Raw genomic sequence first — 16,432 nt, forward strand, 5'->3', positions numbered from 1 at the left:
GCGTGCCGCCGAAATTAAGCAACGAGAGCAAAAGTGCGACATCGCACTTGTGGTTCGCCACATACCAAGTCGCACCAACCCGACAGTTCGAGCTGTGGCACGATGACAAGCACCGTAAGGTTCCGTGACGAGCATCACATTTCGCGGCCGGAAGCCGGGCCGGAACCGCCGCACGTAGCCGTCGACGACGTCGCGGCCTTGGCTCTCGGACGCGTGTCGCCGGCCCCCGCCTGGCGCCGGGCTCAGGGCAGGCGCGCGACCGCCGCACGAGCGTGAGCGACGACCGCCGCCAGGCCGGTGCCCGCGACCCAGCCACCCGTGACGGCGAGGCCGGGAACCTGCCCGGCAGCATCCAGGAACTCCCGGACGCGGGCGCGGTACGCCGGCGTGGGGGGAGGCAACGCGCCGTCCCAGCGCTGGGTCAGGACGTCGCGCACGCGTCCGGTGAGATCCACGCCGAGCAGGGCGGACGCGTCACGTGCCGCCTCCTCCCGCGTGGGCTCGGGTGTCGGCTCCCCGATCCGGCCGTAGCTCAGCCGGATCACGTGCGTGCCGGGTCCGGCCGCCGCGCGGACACGCGCCGCGAGCCACGGCCACTTCGCGGTCGTGTGGGTGAGGGCCTTCGCCCGCACCGGCCGTGGACGGCCGGCGGACGGCGCGCGCCCCGGCGCGACGAGCATCCCCGTCCCGCGCGGCGCGGAGTCCAGCTCGCGCGCCTCCACCAGGAGCGCTGCCAGCCAGATGTCCGCACCGCGCTCCGGGACGAGCGGCCGTGCTCGGGGCGGCGGCGGAGCGACCCCGGCCGTCGCGACCACGAGCCGGCTCGTGCGGAACGCTGCGGTCCCGCCGGGGGTCTGCGCGGTGATCACCCACACGCCGTCGGCTCCCGCCGGCGAGGCCGTGTCGATCCCGGTGACCACGTGACGGGCCCGCACGTCCAACCGGTCGACCAGGCCGTCCACCAGCGAGTGCACCCCGCCGTCGATCCCTCGGACGGCCGCGCCCGGAGGCGCCGCGGCCCGCAGGCCGGACACCGCCCGTGACAGCGACCCGGAGTCCTCGACGGCACGTCGTAGCCCGGGGGCCACGGCCTCGACGTCGAGCCGGTCGAGCGGGGCCGAGTGCACCCCGGCGGCCACGGCCGCGACCAGCCGGTCGGTGACCCGTCGGCCCATGCGGGACCGCACGAGCGCCCCGAGGTCGTCGAACGAGGTGCGGCGGCGCGGCAGCACGCGGTCCAGGGATCCCCGGAGGACACCGGGCCACCCGACGGCGCGGCGCACGTCCGCCGCCCACGGGCGTGACGGGATGCCGAGGATGCCGGCGGCCGGGAGAGGGAAGGCGCGCCCGGCGGCGAAACCCCAGGCGCCGAGCGCGGCGGGCGCCTCCACCCGCAGCCCGAGCTCCTCCGCCAGTTCCTCGACCGCGCCCCCGCGCACCGCGAACGACTCGGCGCCCAGATCGACGGGCACGCCGGGCAACGACTCGAACGCTCCCCCACGGACCGGGCCCCCGGCACGTCCCGTCGCCTCGAGGACGACCGCCCGCAGCCCGCGCCGGTCCAGCTCCCAGGCGGCGGTCAGGCCCCCGATCCCCGCGCCGACCACCACGGCATCGACGTCCACGGCGTCGACGTCCTGAGCCGGCCGCCCCGCGCCCTCTCCGGTCATCGGGTACCCCCGCCGTCACGTCGCGGACACGGCACGACCGGGCACCCGCGGCGTGCCGCCGCGGCGCACACCGGTTCACGACGCCGTGCGCCCTCCCGGTTCACAGGGTGTGCGCCAGCTCCACCACGCGGGTCAGCACCGCCGGATCGGTGTCCGGCGGGACTCCGTGGCCGAGGTTCAGCACGTGGGCGGGCGCCGTGGCGCCTCGGGCCGCGACGTCGCGCACGTGCGCCTCCAGGACCGGCCACGGAGCGGCCAGCAACGCCGGATCGACATTCCCCTGCAGGGGCACCCCGGGCAGCGCCGTTGCCGCCTCGTCCAGCGGCGTGCGGTAGTCCACGCCCACGGCAGGATCGGTCACGCCGGCCGAGACCAGTACGTCGCGCATCGCCCCGAGCAGGTGGCCGGTGCCCGTCCCGAAGTGGATCGCGGGCACCCCGAGGCCCGCCACGTGAGCCAGCGCCCGCACCGACGACGGCGCGACACGCTCGGTGTAGTCGGCACGGGACAGCGACCCGGCCCACGAGTCGAAGAGCTGCACCGCCGAGGCGCCCGCTTCCACCTGCGCCCGGAGGAACGCGCCCGTCAGGTCGCCCGTCCACGACACCAGCCGGTCCCACGTCTCGGGGGCGGCGTGCATCATGGTCCGTGCCGCGAGGTGGTCCCGGGACGGCCGGCCCTCGACGAGGTACGCGGCCAGCGTGAACGGCGCCCCGCCGAACCCGATCAGAGGCGTGTGGCCCAGCTCCGCCACGGTGAGCGCGACGGCCCGGCGGATGGGCGCCAGTGCGTCGTCGTCCACGGACAGGGAGACGAGGCGTTCGATGTCCTCCGTGGTCCGGTACGGCTGATCCATGACCGGCCCGACGCCGGGAGCGATGTCCACCCCGACCCCGGCCAGTCGGAGCGGTACCACGATGTCGCTGAAGAAGATCCCGGCGTCCACGCCGTGCCGCCGCACGGGCTGCAGTGTGATCTCCGACGCGAGCTCGGGCCGCAGGCAGGAGTCGAGCATCCCGATGCCCTGACGCGCCTCGCGGTACTCCGGGAGGGAGCGGCCTGCCTGGCGCATGAACCAGACCGGCAGGTGTTCCGGCCGGTCACCCCGGAGCGCACGGATCAGCGGCGCCGTGGCCGTGCGCCCGTCGACGAGCGGGTGGTCGGCGGGAAGCGCGGCGCCCGCGGAGGGGGCGAGGGTGGCGAGGTTCACGCTTACCGATTGTGCCTTGCGGCATGCCACCCCATAAAGTCGGAGGACTGTGGTTCTCCTCTCCCTCACCGCCTCCCACCGCGAGCTCGACCTCGACGCGCTGGAACGCCTGTCCATGGGATCCGCCTCCGTGGGGCGGACCGTCGTGGGTACGTGCCGGCCGGTCGTCGGAGCCGTGGTGATCTCCACCTGCAACCGCTTCGAGCTCTACCTCGACGTGGACGCCCCGCTCGACGGCACCACGGTCGGCCATGCCACCCGGCACGTCGCCGAGCTGGTGGCAGGCGAGTCCGGCGTCACCACCCAGGCCGCCGTGGACTCCTTCACGGTGCGGACCGGCTCGGAGGTGACCGAGCACCTGTTCGCCGTGGCGGCGGGTCTCGACTCGATGGTCGTCGGCGAACGGGAGATCGCCGGTCAGGTGAAACGATCGCTCGCCGTCGCACGCGAGCAGGAGACCACCTCCAAGACGCTCGAACTCCTCTTCCAGACGGCGTCCCGCACGTCCAAGCGGGTGGGCACCCACACGGAACTCGGCGCGGCCGGCCGGTCCGTCGTGTCGCTCGCGCTCGACCTGGCGGAAACCCAGGTACCGCGCTGGGACGGTGCGCGGGCCGTGCTGATCGGGACCGGCTCGTACGCGGGTGCGTCGGTCGCCGCCCTGCGGGCCCGCGGCTGCGCCGACATCCGCGTGTACTCGCAGTCCGGCAGAGCCGCGCAGTTCGCGGCGTCCCACGGTGTCGAGGCCGTCGACGACCTGGTCGAGGCGCTGGCGGACGCCGACGTCGTGGTCTCCTGCAGCGGCGCCCGGGGCCGCGGCCCGCGACCGGGAACGACCGTGCCGCACGACCGTCCGGCGCCGGAAGCCAGCCTGGGACACGTGCTCGACGCCGCCGCGGTCGTGCGTGCCCGGGAGCGCGCCGCCGACCGTGCGGGCGACGAACCGGAGCCACGTGCACTGGTCGTCCTCGACCTGGCGCTGCACCGGGACGTCGACCCTCAGGTGGCCGACGTGGAGGGCGTCCTGCTCTACGACCTGGCCAGCCTGAAGGCGCATGCCCCGGCAGTGGCACTGGACGTCGTCGGACACGCGCGGGGCATCGTGGACGACGCGGCGCGGGCGTTCGAGGAGAACCGGCTCGGCCGTGAGGCCGACGCCGCGGTGATCACGCTGCTGGACGAGGCGGAGGCACGGGTCCGCGCGGAGGCGGAGGACGCCGTCGCGAGGTTCGCGGCGGAACGCGCGGCTGCCGGGAACCCGGGGCCGACGCCGCAGGACGCGGACGACATCACCCGTGCGATCCGCCGGCGCATCCACGCCGAGCTGCATCCGCGGATCGTCGCGGCTCGCGCGGAGGCCCGCGCCCGCGCCAAGGCCCAGGAGGCAGCCGTGATCGAGGGCGCGGAGTCGATCACCCGGCACGCCGGGACAGCGCACCGGCCCACGTCCTGACGCCTTCGCCCGTTCGCGGCGATCCACCGCAGGTGGTGTCCGCGGGGAGGTGACACGTCGATGTGAGATGCACCGGCGGAGCACGGTCGAATTCGTGTCGGAACGCTCCAGGGTGGAGACTGGGTTGGTGACCTCCACCCCCGCTTCCGTCAGCACGCCACCCGGCGGCACCCCCCTTCGACTCGGCACCCGCGGCAGCGCCCTCGCGATGACGCAGAGCGGCACGGTCGCCCGCCGGATCGAGGAGCTGACCGGGCGTCCGGTGGAACTCGTCCGGATCAAGACCGAGGGCGACGTGAGAACCGGGTCCCTCGCCAGCCTCGGTGGCACGGGTGTCTTCGTCACGGCGCTGCGTGAGGCGCTGCTCGACGGTCGCTGCGACGTCGCCGTCCACTCCCTGAAGGATCTGCCCACGACGCCGCACCCCGAACTCACGTACGTCACGCCCGAACGCGAGGACCCGCGCGACGCGCTCTGCGCCCGGGACGGCCTGACACTGGCGACACTGCCGACCGGCGCGCGCGTCGGCACCGGCTCGCCCCGCCGCGCCGCGCAGGTGCGAGCCGCGCGGCCCGACGTCGAGGTCGTCGACATCCGCGGCAACGTCGGCACCCGCCTGGACCGGGCACTGGGGCCGGATGCCGACCTGGACGCCGTCGTCCTCGCCACGGCCGGCCTGAAACGCGTCGACCGGACGGACGTGATCAGCGAGTACATCCCCGTGGAGACCATGGCGCCCGCGCCCGGCCAGGGTGCGCTCGCCGTGGAGGTCCGCTCGGCCGACATCACCCCCGGCGCCTCCGGGAGCATCCCGGACCACGGTCTCGCCGACGCGCTCGCCGACCTGGACCACCCCGCCACGCGCCTGGCCGTCCTGGCGGAGCGGTCCGTGCTCGCACGGCTCGAGGCCGGCTGTGCCGCGCCGGTCGGCGCACACGCCGTGCTGTCCGACGGCGGGCTGCGGCTGCGGGCGGTGGTCGCCGCCGTCAGCGGAGCGGGGCGCCTCACCCGGACCCTGAGCGCGGACCTCGGGCCCTACGCCGTCGGCGACCGCGCGTGCGCGGATCCCCAGCTCGACGAGATCGCCCGGGACCTGGGTGTACGGGCGGCCGAGGCACTCCTGGACGCCGGCGCCGACGACCTCGCACCGCTCGGGACCCCGGTCTCCGTCTCCGCCGTGGAGCGTCACTCCTCCGAAGGCCCCTCGGCGGAGGGTGCGTGACCGCGGCGGTGCCCTCCGAGCAGCGGGACGACCGGGCAGAGCGCACCCGGCCGCGCGTTCTCGTGGCGCGGGCACGCGACCGGGCCACGCCCTTGCTGGAGCGGCTCCGCGAGACCGGGATCCACGCCGTGGCCGCACCGGTGATCGAGCGCGAGCCGGTGGACGCCGGGCAGATCCGTGAGATCGCGCACGCACGCGGCGCTCTGAGTCGAGGCGAGTACGAGTGGGTCGCGGTGACCAGCGTGAACGCGGTGGACACTCTCCTGGGGCCGCAGCGCTCCACATCCGGTGGCCGGATCGGCGGCGCCGGCGAACTGGCTCACAGCCGGGCACGCTGGGCCTGCGTCGGCCCGGCGACGCAGGCCGCCCTCGCCGCACACGGCATCGACGTGGACCTGGTCCCGGACCGGATGAACGCCTCCGGTCTGGTCGACGCCTTCCCCTCTCCTCCGGCAGGCGCGCCGGGACCGGGCCGCCGCGTCCTTCTCCCGCTCGGCGACCTGGCCGCGCCCACCCTCGCCGAAGGTCTGCGCGCCAAGGGCTGGGAGCCCCACGTCGTCACCGCGTATCGCACCGTCGCGCGGGACCTCCCGCAGACCGTCGTCGAGCAGGCGAAGGGTGCGGGGTACGACGTCGTCGTCGTCGCCTCCGGGTCCGCCGCGCGGCAGGTCGCCGAGCAGCTCGGACCGCAGCGGGTGGTCACGATCGGCGATCCGTCCGCGCACGCCGCCCGCGAGGCCGGGCACGACGTCGTCGCCGTCGCGGCCGCGCCGACGGACGAGGCGCTGGCGACCGCCGTCGTCCAGGCCCTCGGCCTGCGGGCATGAGTTCTCCCCCCCCACCGTCCAGCACGAAGGAGTCACCCCGTGAGCACCTCCGGGATCGTGTACCGGCCACGCCGCCTGCGCGCGACGCCGGGCATGCGCCGCCTCGTCAGCGAGACCCGCCTGCACCCGGCGAACCTGATCCTGCCCCTCTTCGTGAAGGAAGGCCTGCAGGAGCCCCGACCGATCGCGTCGATGCCCGGCCACGTCCAGCACACCGAGGAGTCGCTCGGCGAGGCGGTGGCCCAGGCGTCCGAGGCCGGCCTGGGAGGCGTGATGCTGTTCGGCATCCCGGAACGCCGGGACGCCACAGGATCACAGGCCGACGCCGAGAACGGCATCCTGCAACGCGCGGTTCGGATCGCGCGGCACGCGGTGGCGACGAACGGCGGTGTCGGCGGCCGCCCGGAGCCGGTCATCATGGCGGACACGTGCCTCGACGAGTTCACGGACCACGGCCACTGCGGCATCGTGACGAGCGACGGCCGCGTGGACAACGACGCCACGCTGGACCGCTACGCGCGCATGGCGGTGGCGCAGGCCCGCGCCGGGGTCGACGTCGTCTCGCCGAGCGGGATGATGGACGGCCAGGTCGCGATGATCCGTGAGGCACTGGACGAGGCCGGGTTCGAGGAGACGGCGATCCTCGCCTACAGCGCCAAGTACGCGAGCGCGTACTACGGGCCGTTCCGTGATGCGGTCGACTCCCAGCTGGAGGGGGACCGCCGCACCTATCAGATGGATCCGGGCAACGCCCGGGAGGGGCTGCGGGAGGCCGACCTGGACCTGGCCGAGGGGGCGGACATGGTCATGGTGAAGCCGGCCGGCTCGTACCTCGACGTGCTCCGCGCCGTCGCGGACCGGAGCGACGTGCCGGTGGCGGCCTACCAGGTGTCGGGCGAGTACGCGATGACCGAGGCCGCGGCCGCGAACGGCTGGATCGACCGGCGGGCGGCGGCGCTGGAGTCGGTGACGTGCATCCGGCGTGCGGGTGCGGACCTGGTCCTCACCTACTACGCCCTGGACATCGCCGGCTGGCTCGGCTGAGGCCCGTGCACGACCACATCATTGTGCGCGACCACGCCATTTCTGGGGGTGAGAGCGTGGCCACCCCCACGGAATGGCGTGGTCGTGCTCTCGCCAGACAGAATGACGTGGTCGGCGACCCGACGAGGCCGGTGGGTCAGCGGATCCGGCGGACCAGAGAGACCGAAGAGAGGCTGACGTGAGCGAGATCGAGGCCCAGTCGGCGGCCAAGGATCCGAACCGTGCCGCGTTCCTGCGGGCGCAGGGCGCCATCCCCGGTGGGGTGAGCTCGCCGGTGCGGGCGTACGGCAGCGTGGGCGGCGACCCGCGGTTCCTGGCGTCGGCTCGCGGGCCGTACGTGACGGACGTGGCGGGCCGTGAGTACGTGGACCTGGTGTGCTCGTGGGGGCCGGCGCTGCTGGGACACGCGCACCCGGAGGTGGTCGCGGCGGTCCAGGAGGCCGCGGCACGCGGGCTGTCGTTCGGAGCGCCGACGCTCGGCGAGGTCGACCTCGCCGAGGAGATACGACGCCGGGTACCGGCCGCCGAGCACGTCCGTCTCGTCTCCACGGGGACCGAGGCGACGATGACCGCGGTGCGGCTCGCGCGCGGGGTGACGGGCCGGCCGATGATCGTGAAGTTCGCCGGCTGCTACCACGGGCACGTGGACGCCCTGCTCGCCGAGGCCGGCTCGGGCGTGGCCACGCTCGCGATGCCGGGCTCCGCGGGCGTGACGGAGGCCGCCGCCGCCGAGACCCTCGTGCTCCCGTACAACGACCTGGCCGCCGTCGAGGCGGCGTTCGCCCAGCACGGGTCCCGGATCGCGGCCGTGATCACCGAGGCGAGCCCCGCGAACATGGGCGTGGTGCCACCGCACGAGGGCTTCAACGAAGGCCTGCGCCGTATCACGAGCCGGCACGGTGCCCTGTTCGTCATGGACGAGGTGCTCACCGGGTTCCGCGTGGGGCCGTCCGGCTGGTGGGGCCTGGAGGACGCGTCGGTCCGCGAGTCCGGCGGAGCCGGGTACACGCCCGACCTGTTCACGTTCGGCAAGGTGGTCGGCGGCGGCATGCCCGTGGCCGCGCTGGGCGGTCCGGCGGCGATCATGGACCAGCTGGCTCCGTTGGGCCCGGTCTACCAGGCGGGCACCCTGTCGGGTAACCCGGTCGCCGTGGCCGCCGGGCTGGCGACGCTCCGCCTTGCCGACGACGCCGTGTACGCGCACGTCGACCGGGCGGCCGCGACGATCGCCGACGCTGCGGGGAAAGCCCTGTCCGGCGCCGGGGTCGAGCACGTCGTGCAGCGGGCCGGCTCGCTGTTCAGTGTGTTCTTCGGCCCGCTGGCCGCCGTGTCGGGGGTGCGTGACTACCGGCAGGCCCAGGCGCAGGAGTCGTTCCGCTACACGGCGTTCTTCCACGCGATGCTGGAGGCGGGGGTGGCGCTGCCGCCGTCGGTCTTCGAGGCGTGGTTCGTCTCGGCGGCGCACGACGACGACGCGGTGAACCGGGTCCTGGAGGCGCTGCCGGCGGCCGCTCGGGCGGCCGCCGCGGCGACGGCGTAGGGCGGGGCCGGACACGCCGGATCCACGACCCGGCCGGGTCTCGGATCCACGACCCGGCCGGTCCCGGATCCGGACGCCCGGTCACCGAGGTGCCGGCCGCGGGTCAGCCCTGGGTCAGGGTCATGATCGTGATGAACAAGGCGAGCATCCCGAGGCCGATGAACAGGCCGAAACGCCACCACCAGTTCGGCGTGACCGCCCGCTTGGCCTCCTCACCGATCGCGGCGACCTCGGCGTCGGTGAGCGCACGGGTGGCCCAGCCGTCCGGCGTCGCGGTCGCGAGGCTGTAGTCGCGGCCCCAGACGCGCAGGAGCCAGAACAGGTGGAAGTACCCCCACGTGCGCAACAGCACGGTCTTCCCGTCGAGTTGAGCGCTCTTGTTCTTCCGGCCCCAGCCGAAGAAGATCATCGGATTCCTCTCTGATCGATCGAACTACGACCAGGGAGAATACGGGCTCGGACCGCTGAATCGGTCACCCGGCGCAGGGGAGATCTCCCCATGGCCGACGTCCGCCGCGGACGCCGGTGACACCAGGTTTCCGGTGAGCGACCTGGGACGCCGCCGCCGGCCGGAGGCTCCACGGCCGGCGACGGCGGGTCGGGGACAGGTCAGGACAGGTCGACGACGGCGCCGCCGATCGTCACCACGAGGCGGCCCGAGGAGTCGAAGCTCCAGTCCAGGTCGCCGCTGTACTGCGAGCACCGGGAGCCGTTCGAGCCGGACCACCACTGGTTCCCGCCGGCATCGTTGCCGATGATCCGGTCGGTGGACCCGCTGTCGCAGGACGTGTTGTCGCGGAACGTCGACGAGCCACCGTCGAAGTTGAAGTTGCGCTCCTCGTTGCCGATGCTCAGGTTGTTGCCGATCGTCATCGACCCGAGGTTCCGGTTGTACGTGAACCCGTGCTTGCCGTTGTCGAACGCGATGCTGCGCCGCACGGTGTGGTCCACGCCGATGTCCTCGCCACCGAGCTTGTAGCCGTTGCGGTCACCGTTGCCGGCCTGGCCGCCGTTGGACAGGGTCCCGTTCTCGTACGAGAGCGAGTCCTCGATCAGGACCTCACCGATGGGGCCGGTGTCGGACTTCGTGTAGAGGTCCCAGCCGTCGTCGATGTTGTTGTGGGCCACGGTGTACCGGAAGACGTTCCCCGGACCGACGGTCAGCTTGGGCGCGAACCCGTCGGCGTCCTCACCGTCGGAGTCGACGTTGTCGTGCGACTCCGAGGACACGATGAGGTTGTTCGAGGGCCACTCGCTGCTGGGCGCCCCCGCGGTGTACCGGGACAGCTGGAGGCCCGTGTCCGCGTTGAACCGGGTCACCACCCGTTCGATCACGTTGTCGTTCCCGCCCAGCAGGATCCCGTTGTCGCCCGCGTGCTCGACGACGATGCCGCGCAGGTGCCACCAGTCGCCACCGATGGCGAGCCCGCGGTTGGCCGAGTTCTCGCTCTGCGCCGAGAAGTTCAGCACCGGCGTCTCGCCCGGGTAGGCGAACAGCTCGGTGCGGTTCCCGGGGAGGCCGTCGTTGCCCGGCTCGATGTGGACGGTCTCCGAGAGCGAGTAGGTCCCGCCGCGCAGGTAGATCGTCCCGCCCGGCGCGATACCGGCGATCGCGGCAGTGAGCGTGGTCGGGTCGCCCTCGGTGCCGGAGGCACCCGCTGAGCCGTTCGGGGCGGCGTAGAGCGCGTCACCGACCGGGGGCTCGCCGTCACCCGGGTCACCGCCGTCGCCCGGGCCGGTGCCGGTGGAGCTGTCGAGGTAGTCGATGTTCGCGAGGCCCGCCGAGTTGGTGGCGACCAGCTCGACCGTGTTGGTGCCCGCGCCGAGGTTCACCGTCGCCGACTCCGTGGACCAGCTCGTCCAGGAGCCGGTGGGGCCGAACTGGAGCGATCCCACCGTCGTGCCGTTGACCACGAGGTCGGCGGTACGGGCCGACGCCGTGCCGTTGGCGTAGCCGAACGTCACCGTCGCCGAGCCGGCCTCCGCGCCCTCGACGGTGAAGCCGGCGCCGGCGCCGTTGGCGTTCGGGGTGTTGCAGAACCCGGTGCCGGAGAACCCGGAGTTGTCGGAGTCGATCGTGCCCTCGCAGGTGGAGCCGGAGGCCTCGGCCTCGTAGCGCACCGTCTCGCCGTCGGGCGGGTTGTCATCGCCCGCGTCCTCGTCCTCGTCGTTGGCCGGCGTACCGGCGTAGGTCTCGAACTCGGCGACCGCCGGAGTGCCGGAGGAGCTGGAGATCTCGAAGTTGATCTTGCGCAGCGACGTCGCCGGGAACGTGATGGTGCCCGCACCGCTACCGCTGGCCAGCACGTCGCCGTTGTCGTGGTTCACGACGTCGTACGAGCCGATGTTGCCCTCGGAGCCCGCCGCCTCGCGGATGACGATGGAGGACACCGTGACGTCGGAGCCCCACTTGACCGAGATCCGGCCGGTGGAGCCGTTCGGTGACCAGTGGGTGCCCATGTCGCCGTCGATGACGTTGCCGTAGCTGGTACCGCTCGCCTTGCTCGAGCCGTCCGCGCCGGCGCCGATGCTCAGGTTCTCGCCGTCGGGCTCACCCGGGTCGCCGGGGTCACCCGGATCGGTCGGGTCGTCGGTCGGGTCGCCCGGGTCCGTCGGCTCCGGGTCCGGCTCGGTCGGCGAGCAGCTGCCGTCCGAGACGGCGAGGTTTGTGTGCGAACCCGCCGTCTGCCGCAGGAGGTTCGGCACGCACTCCGCGCCGTCCAGGTCGTAGCCGTAGGGAATGCTGACCGACGTGTTCGACGTCGGGTTCGGCCCGGCCGGGTGGTCATCGCTGTTCCAGGTGATGTTGTCCCAGATGTTGCCGTTGACCTCCCAGTAGCCGAGTTCGTCGGTGTAGAAGGTGCCCAGCGGGTTGGCCGAGTCCTCGAAGTAGTTGTTCTCGACCTTCACCCTCGCGCCCAGGCGCGAGTTGATGCCGGACTCGATCAGGCCCACGAAGTGGTTGTTGTACGAGTGGGCGGTGCCGGCGCGCAGCAACGGGGTGCGCGAGTTGATGTTCTCGTAGATGTTGTGGTGGTACGTGACGTACGAGTTGTCCGTGTCGCTGTCACCGGATCCGACGAGCCCGCCACGGCCGGAGTTGCGCAGCGTGCTGTAGGAGAGGGTCACGTACTGCGTGTTGTTCTTCAGGTCGAAGAGGCCGTCGTAGCCCTCCGACTCGCCGCCCGACGCGTACAGGTCCACGTGGTCGACCCAGACGTTGCGGACGTCGGACTCCATGCCGATGGCGTCACCGCCGTTCGAGGTCGGCGAGCCCGACTTCTTGACGTTCCGGACCGTCAGGTTCTGGATGATGATGTTGCTGGCCTCGCGCACGTGGATGCCGAGCTGGTCGAAGACGGCGCCGCTGCCGACGCCGATCAGCGTGACGTTGCTGATCTGCTTCAGCTCGATCACGTCGTCGGCCGTGTTGCAGCTGTCGCCCGACACCTTGCTGGTGTTGCCGTGGTTGATGGTGCCCTCGACCTCGATGATGATCGGCGTGTCGCTGCTGGCGCGCGAGCAGAGGGCCTGGTGGATCTCGGTCCCCGTGGTGGCCCGCACGGTCGCTCCACCGGCCCCGCCGGTGGTTCCGCCGTTCTGGGTGGCGTAGCCGGTAGCGCTCCCAAGGGCCTGCGCCTCGGGCATGAACTGCGCGGCCATCCCGATGGTGGCCGCGAGGGTCACCGTCGCGACCCCCGCGATCATCCGTGCTCCTGGTCGTCTCATCGTCTTCCTCACGTTCGTCGTTGAAGGTGGGGCTCCGCGACATCCGGCGGATATCGCTTTCCACGCAAGATACCGGTTTCTCAGGGTGAAATCCAGAGGGTCGAGCAGATCGGGCGAAAGCCGCCAAAACACGCCGTTCTCGTGGTTCTGTCGCCGGGAATACCCGGATGGACTTGCGTCTTCACTACCCCGGAGGGGTATGGTGACGGAATGAGCGAGAACGACACGCACGGCTGCCACGCCACCACGGCCGCCGTCGGGCACGGGGAGGAGTACGACCTCGGCCCGCACGACGGGCCTCACGGATACGCCTCCGACAAGGAGGCCTACCTCAAGCGCATGCGCCGTATCGAGGGCCAGGTACGCGGCATCGCGAAGATGATCGACAAGGACGCCTACTGCATCGACGTCCTCACCCAGGTCTCGGCGGTGACCAAGGCACTCCAGGCGGTCAGCCTGGCGCTCGTCGAGGACCATATCGGCCACTGCGTCGTCGACGCCGCGAAGGCCGGGGACGACGACGCGGCCGCCGCCAAGGTCCGTGAGGCGAGCGAGGCCATCGGCCGGCTCGTACGGATGTGACCGCCGGCGCCCCGGCCGGACCCCACACGAAGAACGACGAACGAAGGAGTCAGACATGACCACCGTGACCACCCTGAACGTGACCGGGATGACCTGCGGGCACTGCGCGTCCGCCGTGACGAGCGAGCTCAAGGCCCTGGAGGACGTGCACGACGTGTCCATCGAGCTGCACGCCGGAGGCGTCTCCCGGGTGGCCGTCGTCTCGAAGTCGCCGCTGACGGAGGCTCCGCTGCGCGACGCCGTCAGCGAGGCCGGATACGCCGTCGAGAGCGTCGAGGTCCTGGAGAACGCGGTGGCCGCCGAGTCGAGCGCGCAGGCGCCGGCGCGGCAGGCGAGCCACACGCTCCCCATCGTCGAGAAGTAGGCCGGACCGCGGCGCCGGAGAACGCCGGACACCGCCGCGGTACGCCGAGTAGTCCGAGGTCGAGGAAGGACAGATCGTGACCATGCACGCTGAGCACCAGACCGGGCGGGAGGCCGCCGTCACGGGCGAGGTCGAGCTCGCGGTGGAGGGCATGACCTGCGCATCGTGCGTGGCGCGGGTCGAGCGCAAGCTCAACAAGGTGGACGGCGTCCGTGCCACGGTGAACCTGCCGCTCGAGTCGGCGCACGTGGTGCTGTCCGACGACGTGGACGACGCCGCGCTCGTCACGGCCGTCGAGTCGGCCGGCTACCGGGCGCGAGTGACCCGATCCCGCCGGCGGGCTCCGGTGCCCGACGACACCACCGGCCCCGTCGGGACGGACGGGGGCTCCGATGCCGGGAGTGCGGCGGGTACGGCCGTGACGCCCCCCGCACCCGGATCCCACGAGACCGGCGGCCACACGGACCGGGCCGGGCACGGCGCCCCTGAGGGCGGCGGACACCAGCACACCGAGTACCGCGGGTCCGACCTCCTGCGCAGGCTTCGTGTCGCGGCGGTCCTCTCGGTCCCGGTGCTGGTGCTGTCGATGATCCCGGCGATCCAGTTCCCCGGGAAGCTGTGGCTCGTCGCGGCGCTCACGCTGCCCGTCGCGACCTGGGCGGCGTGGCCGTTCCACTCCGCGGCGGCCCGTGCGGCACGTCACGGGTCGTCGACCATGGACACGCTCGTCTCGCTCGGCGTGGTGGCGGCGACGGCCTGGTCCCTGTGGGAGCTGGTCGCGAACGCCCTGTGGCCCGCGCCCGCCGGCGAGCCGCACGTGTACTTCGAGGTCGCCGCCGTGGTGACGACCTTCCTGCTCGCCGGCCGGTACACCGAGTGGCGCAGCAGGCGCCGGGCGGGCGACGCCCTGCGGGCCCTGCTCGCTCTCGGGGCGAAGGACGCGGAACGGGTCGCGCTCGGGCCGGACGGCGAACCCTTGCGCTCCGGTGACGGTCGATGGCGCACCATGCCGGTGCCGGTCTCCGCCCTCCGGGTCGGCGACGTCTTCACCGTGCGGCCGGGCGCGACGGTCGCGACCGACGGAACGGTGGTCGACGGCGTCTCCGCGATCGACACCTCGCTCGTCACCGGCGAGCCGGTCCCCGTCGACGTCACCGTGGACGACGCCGTCGTCGGGGGCACCGTCAACACCTCGGGCCACCTCCTGGTCCGCGCCACGCGGGTCGGCGAGGAGACGACGCTCGCGCGGATCGGACGGCTGGTGAGCCAGGCACAGACGGGCAAGGCACCGGTGGCGCGGCTCGCGGACCGGATCTCTGCGGTGTTCGTTCCGGTGGTGCTGGTCGTCTCGGCGCTGACGCTGCTGGGCTGGCTGCTGGCCACCGGCGATCCCGACGCCGCGTTCACGGCGGCCGTGGCGGTGCTCATCATCGCGTGCCCCTGCGCCCTGGGCCTGGCCACCCCCACCGCGATCCTGGTCGGTACCGGCCGTGGAGCCCAGCTCGGTGTCCTGATCCGCGGACCCGAGGTACTGGAGAAGACGCGGCGTGCGGACACGGTCGTGCTCGACAAGACCGGCACGGTGACGCAGGGCCGCATGACGCTGGAGGACGTCGTGGTGCCGGCCGCGTCATCCGCTGCGTCGGGGTCGGCGCAGCCGTCCGACGCCACCGGCGAAGTCCGCGAGGTACCGGCACGCGAGGTGCTCCGCTACGCGGCCGCCGTCGAGGCGCTCAGCGAACACCCTGTCGCACGGGCCGTCGCCCAGGCCGAGGGGGTGGGGCAGGTGGCCCCACGGCCCGACCCGGAGAGGCACGGCGGTCCGGCGGACGGTGGGCCGGTCCGCCGGGAGCAGGACGGCTCCGCGAGCGACGGCGGGCTCGAGGTCAGCGGGTTCGTCGCCCACCCCGGTGGCGGCGTCGAGGGCTTGGTGCGGAGGTCGCACGCGGGCCTGGGCAGCGGTCCCGCATCGGGCGGTGCGGGCCTGAACACCCGCCGTGTCGCCGTCGGACGAGCCGGCTGGCTCGAAGACCGGGGCGTCGCCGTCCCGGCCGAGGTGACGACCGCCGTCGAACACGCGGAGGCGACGGGCGCGACGGCGGTGGTGGCCGCGATCGACGGCACCGCACGCGGGGTGCTGGTGCTGCGCGACCCGGCCAAGCCGACGTCGGCCGCGGCGATCGGCGAGCTCCGGGAGCTGGGCCTGCGCCCCGTCCTGCTGACCGGCGACAACGAGGGAGCGGCGCGCCACGCCGCCCGCGAGGTCGGGATCCCCGACGACGACGTCATCGCGCGGGTCCTGCCCGACGAGAAGGCGGCCGTCATCTCTCGCCTGCAGTCCGAGGGGCGCACGGTGGCGATGGTCGGTGACGGGGTGAACGACGCCGCCGCATTGGCGACGGCCGACCTGGGCCTCGCCATGGGTACGGGAACGGACGTCGCGATGGAGGCGAGCGACATCACGCTGGTGCGCGGGGACCTGCGCTCGGCCGGCGCGGCGGTGCGGCTGTCCCGCCGGACGCTGCGAATCATCAAGCAGAACCTCTTCTGGGCCTTCGCGTACAACGTGGCGGCGATCCCGCTGGCGGCATCGGGCCTCCTGAACCCGATGATCGCCGGGGCCGCGATGGCGGCGAGCTCGGTCCTGGTGGTCTCCAACAGCCTCCGGCTGCGGCGGGCCGGCTGAGCCCTCCGCCGGCCCGCCCGGCACCGCGCGGCCACCGCTCCGCGGTGGGCACCACGCGGCCACCGCTCCGCGGTGCGGGCCGGGCGGCCGCCGCCGACGGTGGTG

Annotated in this window: 12 protein-coding genes; 8 read left to right on the top strand and 4 right to left on the bottom strand. The window is 73.1% G+C overall.

Annotation, left to right across the window (positions count from 1 at the left end; translation table 11 throughout):
- Positions 1-242: 242 nt before the first annotated feature.
- Positions 243-1,670: a protoporphyrinogen/coproporphyrinogen oxidase gene (locus J0911_RS11950; RefSeq protein WP_207275663.1), complete on the bottom strand. Its 1,428-nt coding sequence runs from the start codon at positions 1,668-1,670 to the stop codon at positions 243-245.
- A 100-nt stretch (positions 1,671-1,770) separates the two neighbouring features.
- Positions 1,771-2,880, bottom strand: a complete 1,110-nt coding sequence (gene hemE, locus J0911_RS11955) for a uroporphyrinogen decarboxylase (RefSeq protein WP_307865052.1) — start codon at positions 2,878-2,880, stop codon at positions 1,771-1,773.
- A 49-nt stretch (positions 2,881-2,929) separates the two neighbouring features.
- Here hemE and J0911_RS11960 point away from each other — a divergent pair, with 49 nt between their 5' ends.
- The 5 genes from J0911_RS11960 to hemL all read left to right on the top strand — a co-directional run bounded on the left by J0911_RS11960 (position 2,930) and on the right by hemL (position 8,966).
- A complete protein-coding gene (locus J0911_RS11960) occupies positions 2,930-4,333 on the top strand; it encodes a glutamyl-tRNA reductase (RefSeq protein WP_207275665.1) in 1,404 nt (467 codons plus the stop codon).
- A 208-nt stretch (positions 4,334-4,541) separates the two neighbouring features.
- On the top strand, positions 4,542-5,555 hold the full coding sequence (gene hemC, locus J0911_RS11965) for a hydroxymethylbilane synthase (protein WP_242636659.1): 1,014 nt from the start codon (positions 4,542-4,544) through the stop codon (positions 5,553-5,555).
- Positions 5,552-6,382 (top strand): uroporphyrinogen-III synthase, encoded by an 831-nt coding sequence (locus J0911_RS11970; protein ID WP_207275667.1) that lies wholly within the window; start codon positions 5,552-5,554, stop codon positions 6,380-6,382. Before hemC ends, J0911_RS11970 begins: the two co-directional genes overlap by 4 nt.
- Positions 6,383-6,475: 93 nt before the next feature.
- Complete coding sequence (hemB, locus tag J0911_RS11975; RefSeq protein ID WP_242636661.1) at positions 6,476-7,426, top strand: porphobilinogen synthase; 951 nt, start codon at positions 6,476-6,478, stop codon at positions 7,424-7,426.
- Positions 7,427-7,613: 187 nt separating this feature from the next.
- The gene (gene hemL / locus J0911_RS11980) at positions 7,614-8,966 is read left to right on the top strand and encodes a glutamate-1-semialdehyde 2,1-aminomutase (RefSeq protein WP_207275777.1); all 1,353 of its coding nucleotides are present in this window, start codon (positions 7,614-7,616) and stop codon (positions 8,964-8,966) included.
- A 103-nt stretch (positions 8,967-9,069) separates the two neighbouring features.
- On the opposite strand, the gene J0911_RS11985 is transcribed toward hemL, so the two are convergent.
- Both J0911_RS11985 and J0911_RS11990 read right to left on the bottom strand, forming a co-directional pair.
- Complete coding sequence (locus J0911_RS11985; protein ID WP_207275669.1) at positions 9,070-9,375, bottom strand: hypothetical protein; 306 nt, start codon at positions 9,373-9,375, stop codon at positions 9,070-9,072.
- Between the two features lie 200 nt (positions 9,376-9,575).
- A complete protein-coding gene (locus tag J0911_RS11990; protein ID WP_207275670.1) occupies positions 9,576-12,695 on the bottom strand; it encodes a right-handed parallel beta-helix repeat-containing protein in 3,120 nt (1,039 codons plus the stop codon).
- 210 nt (positions 12,696-12,905) lie between these two features.
- On the opposite strand from J0911_RS11990, the gene J0911_RS11995 reads away from it, so the two are divergent.
- The 3 genes from J0911_RS11995 (at position 12,906) to J0911_RS12005 (ending at position 16,327) form a co-directional block, all read left to right on the top strand.
- Positions 12,906-13,277, top strand: a complete 372-nt coding sequence (locus J0911_RS11995; RefSeq protein ID WP_207275671.1) for a metal-sensitive transcriptional regulator — start codon at positions 12,906-12,908, stop codon at positions 13,275-13,277.
- Between the two features lie 55 nt (positions 13,278-13,332).
- Complete coding sequence (locus J0911_RS12000; protein WP_207275672.1) at positions 13,333-13,641, top strand: heavy-metal-associated domain-containing protein; 309 nt, start codon at positions 13,333-13,335, stop codon at positions 13,639-13,641.
- Positions 13,642-13,723: 82 nt separating this feature from the next.
- On the top strand, positions 13,724-16,327 hold the full coding sequence (locus J0911_RS12005; RefSeq protein WP_207275778.1) for a heavy metal translocating P-type ATPase: 2,604 nt from the start codon (positions 13,724-13,726) through the stop codon (positions 16,325-16,327).
- The last annotated feature ends 105 nt before the right edge of the window (positions 16,328-16,432 follow it).

This window comes from Myceligenerans salitolerans (assembly GCF_017349295.1).
Classification (GTDB): Bacteria; Actinomycetota; Actinomycetes; order Actinomycetales; family Cellulomonadaceae; genus Myceligenerans; species Myceligenerans salitolerans.